General features: G+C 33.1%; 5 protein-coding genes. 2 read left to right on the forward strand and 3 right to left on the reverse strand.

Translation table 11 applies throughout. The annotated features are described in order from the left end of the window. On the forward strand, positions 1-253 hold a 253-nt coding region (locus tag METFODRAFT_RS09230; RefSeq protein WP_048115851.1), incomplete at its 5' end, for a F420-dependent methylenetetrahydromethanopterin dehydrogenase. A gap of 24 nt (positions 254-277) precedes the next feature. Here METFODRAFT_RS09230 and METFODRAFT_RS09235 read toward each other — a convergent pair. The 3 genes from METFODRAFT_RS09235 to METFODRAFT_RS09245 all read right to left on the reverse strand — a co-directional run bounded on the left by METFODRAFT_RS09235 (position 278) and on the right by METFODRAFT_RS09245 (position 2,981). Next, positions 278-1,654, reverse strand: a complete 1,377-nt coding sequence (locus METFODRAFT_RS09235; protein ID WP_007045348.1) for a PFL family protein — start codon at positions 1,652-1,654, stop codon at positions 278-280. A gap of 22 nt (positions 1,655-1,676) precedes the next feature. Then, the gene (gene dcd, locus METFODRAFT_RS09240) at positions 1,677-2,285 is read right to left on the reverse strand and encodes a dCTP deaminase (protein ID WP_007045349.1); all 609 of its coding nucleotides are present in this window, start codon (positions 2,283-2,285) and stop codon (positions 1,677-1,679) included. A gap of 144 nt (positions 2,286-2,429) precedes the next feature. After that, positions 2,430-2,981: a TIGR00288 family NYN domain-containing protein gene (locus METFODRAFT_RS09245; protein WP_007045350.1), complete on the reverse strand. Its 552-nt coding sequence runs from the start codon at positions 2,979-2,981 to the stop codon at positions 2,430-2,432. A gap of 135 nt (positions 2,982-3,116) precedes the next feature. On the opposite strand from METFODRAFT_RS09245, the gene METFODRAFT_RS09250 reads away from it, so the two are divergent. Further along, positions 3,117-3,773, forward strand: a complete 657-nt coding sequence (locus tag METFODRAFT_RS09250) for a thymidylate synthase (protein WP_007045351.1) — start codon at positions 3,117-3,119, stop codon at positions 3,771-3,773. The last annotated feature ends 137 nt before the right edge of the window (positions 3,774-3,910 follow it).

A 3,910-nucleotide genomic window follows, 5' to 3' on the forward strand; every position in this document is an offset into this window, starting at 1 on the left:
GGCAAAGGCAATGGCAGCATTTACAATCGCTGAGAAGGTTGGAGATGTGGATGTTAAAGGCTGTTTCATGGTAAAAGAGATGGAAAGATACGTCCCAATTGTTGCATCTGCTCATGAAATGGTTAGATACGCTGCTAAATTAGTAGATGAAGCAAGAGAATTAGAAAAAGCAATGGATGCAGTTAGTAGAAAACCACACCATCCAGAAGGTAATGTATTAGGTAAGAAGAAGTTGATGGAAAAACCAGAATAAATTTTTCTTTTTTCTTTTTTATTTTTAGTTTGTTAATGATTGAATTGGTGCAGGTATTCTTCCACCCCTATTTATGAATTTCTCTGAGGAAAATTCACTAACTGGCATTATTGGTGCTTTTCCAAGTAATCCACCAAAATCAACATAATCCCCAACGTCCTTTCCAGGTACTGGAATTATCCTAACTGCTGTAGTTTTTTTGTTTATAACCCCAATTGCCATCTCATCTGCAATAATTGCAGAGATTGTCGATGCAGGAGTTTTTCCAGGGATTGCTATCATATCCAAACCTACAGAACAAACACACGTCATTGCCTCTAATTTTTCTATTTTTAATGCCCCTACCTCAACTGCCTCAACCATCCCTGCATCTTCGCTAACTGGAATAAATGCCCCACTTAAACCTCCAACATAACTTGTTGCCATTGCACCGCCTTTTTTAACGGCATCATTTAATAAAGCAAGTGCAGCAGTTGTTCCATGAGTTCCACATCTTTCCAATCCCATAGCCTCTAAGATATTTGCAATACTGTCCCCTCTTGCTGGTGTTGGTGCCAATGACAAATCAACTATTCCAAATTCAACGCCGATTTCTCTTGCAACTTCTCTTCCAACCAACTCCCCAACTCTCGTAATTTTAAATGCTGTCTTTTTAATCTCATTACTTAAAGTTCCCAAATCAGCATCAGGAATCTTTTCAACAACCGCTCTCACAACTCCCGGCCCTGAAACACCGACATTTAAAACCGCATCTCCCTCTCCAACTCCATGAAATGCCCCAGCCATGAATGGATTATCTTCTGGAGCGTTTGCAAATACCACAAGTTTTGCACAACCAATGGCATTTTCAGTTCTTAGGGAGGTTTCTTTAATTATTTCCCCCATTCTTTTTACGGCATTCATGTTTATGCCTGATTTTGTTGTTGCAACATTGATAGATGAGCAAACTTTTTCAGTTTTTTCCATCATATATGGAATTGAGTCTATTAATGCTTTATCTTCTTTTGTTGCTCCTTTATGAACTAATGCAGAGTATCCACCAATAAAATCAACTTTAACCTTTTTACCTGCTTTATCGAGTATTTCCCCAACTTCAACACATGCGTTTATTTTTTCCTCTTTGCTCAGATCCCTTATTGCACTACCTACTATAAGGCTTATTGGAGTTACGGATATCCTCTTATTTACTATTGGGATGCCATATTTTTCAGAAACCCTATTGGCAGTTTCAACAAGGTTCTCTGCAAGTGTTGTTATTTTGTTGTATATATTTTCTTTTAGTACATCCAAATCCTCGCTTATACAATCCTTTAAATTTATTCCCAATGTTGTTGTTCTAACATCTAAATTTTCATACTCGATCATTCTTATTGTTTCTATGATTTCTTCAGGAAGAAACATAAAACCACCTTTTTAATGTTTTTTAATGTTTTTTGTCCTTGTGTATTAATGAAGGCATAACTGTCTTTTGATAGGCGTATTTTGATGTTTTTCTTTCTGAATAGCCAATATCTGCAGGAGACAACAACTTACTAAATATCAACTGCCCTATTCTTTGGTTTATATACAAAATTACCGGTCTATCGAATGCAACAATCTCTAAGGTTATTTTCCCCTTAAACCCTGCATCAATCCATCCAGCAGTTTGATGGGAAGTTAAAAAAACCCTTCCTAAACTACTCCTTCCCTGATATTGGGCACAAATATCATTTGGCAACTCAATATATTCATTTGTTGTTCCTAAAACTCCACCTTCAAAAACATAATCAACGCCATATTTTTCTTTAAAATACCCCTCTTTTTCTTTTGTTAATTTATAGTTGAGTGGACAAACTAATATAGAATTTTTTATTTTTACTCTTTTGTAATCTAACTCTCTCTCTAAATCATAAACTTCATCCTTATAAATTATAAATTCATCCCCTAAAGTTACATCGTAACTACACGGTCCAACGTTTTTTGGATTAAATGGTTCTATGATAATCCTCTCCGATTTAACATAATCAAGAATATCCTTGTCACTTAATATCATGACTTTCACCAAATTAATTCTAAAGTCATCTGCGTTAAAATATCATTAGGGATAAAGAAGATAGCGTTATTTAAATTTTATTAATTATCCAAAAAATAATTACTTAAATATAAAGCGTTCTGCAAAATTATAAATTGCCTAAATTCAAATTTCATCTTCTTCTTTTTCTCTATTGGCATCTCTTTCTTTCTTCTTTTTTTCCAATTTTTCCCTATCAAGTGCAAAATTTTCTTCAATTTTTATTACATGATCTGCTATATTTTGCAATGCAGTCGAGAATCCTGGTTCAGCCCCAATAACAATAATTTTTTTCCCTCTTTCTTTTGCCTTCCTAATTGCAGGTAAAAAATCAGCATCTCTCGTCATATATGCAATCGTGTCAATATTGCCATTAAAAATTAGTTCTGTCCCATCAACAGCCATTTCAACATCAACATCTCCAGCAGAGATTCTTGGTTCAAAACCTTGATTAACAATAGCCTCTATCAACTTGTCTGATGCATATTGGTTTAAATAAACCCTTCCAATAACAATAGTTCCAAACTCTTCCAATGCTTCTCTAATCTTATCTAAATCAATATTAAACTCCTTCCTTAACATATTCGGCCCATCAATAAGAAGGGCTATTTTGTTTGAACCTTTTTTACGGGTTTTTATATACAATTTACTTTTCAAATCGCCAAGTTTTTTCCACATTGTCCCACCACCAATAACAATAACAAAAAGAACAAAAATTAACAAAATTTATACCACAATTATTTAGTGCATCATTTAATATATGACCTCTAATATATAAAGCATTTATTTAATTAATATTAATCTGGTGAAATAATGCTCTGCTTAAAACAGAGGAGTGTAAAAAATGCTTATGAAACATTAGTTCCAAAAATTTTAAAAGAAGGCATTGAGATGACAACAGAAGATGGACAGAGATGTAAGGAAATAATGAATGTAATGGTTGAAATAATCAACCCAAAAGATAAAACAGTATCTTTAAAATACCCGTTGGGAGAAAAGGCAGTTGAAAGCTATACCCAACAGTTGTTATATGGTTCTAAGAACGAGTTTGTTTATAATTATTATGAGAGAATTAGAGAATACCCAAGTTATGATAAAAAATTAAAAAATGACCAAATAGAATATGTGATAGAAAAACTAAACAGTAACCCAACATCAAGAAGGTGCGTTATAAGTTTATGGAATCCATTTATTGACCAGAAAGTTAAGGATGTTCCATGTTTAAATCATGTTGGCTTCCAAAAACGAGGAAATAACTTATATATGAGTGTACTGTTCCGTTCTAATGATATTTTACTTGCGTTCCATAGCAATGCTCTTGGTTTGATAAAATTGGGGGAGTATGTTGCTGAAAAAACAAATTCAACATTAAAAACATACACACATTTCATTTACAATGCCCATATTTATGTCGATAGGGATATGACTGAAATTAAAAAGTATTTCTCAGAATATTTAAAATACTTATAGGATAAGAAGAAGAATCTTCTCATCTTCATTTATTTGCATTTAAAAGTATTATCTCAAAAATTAGTTTGGTTAAACACCATTTAAATTAGTCATGGTTTAAATAACCATCGCTCATCTTCAAGTATCATTACCTAACA

Source organism: Methanotorris formicicus Mc-S-70 (assembly GCF_000243455.1).
Classification (GTDB): domain Archaea; phylum AGJL01; class Methanococci; order Methanococcales; family Methanococcaceae; genus Methanotorris; species Methanotorris formicicus.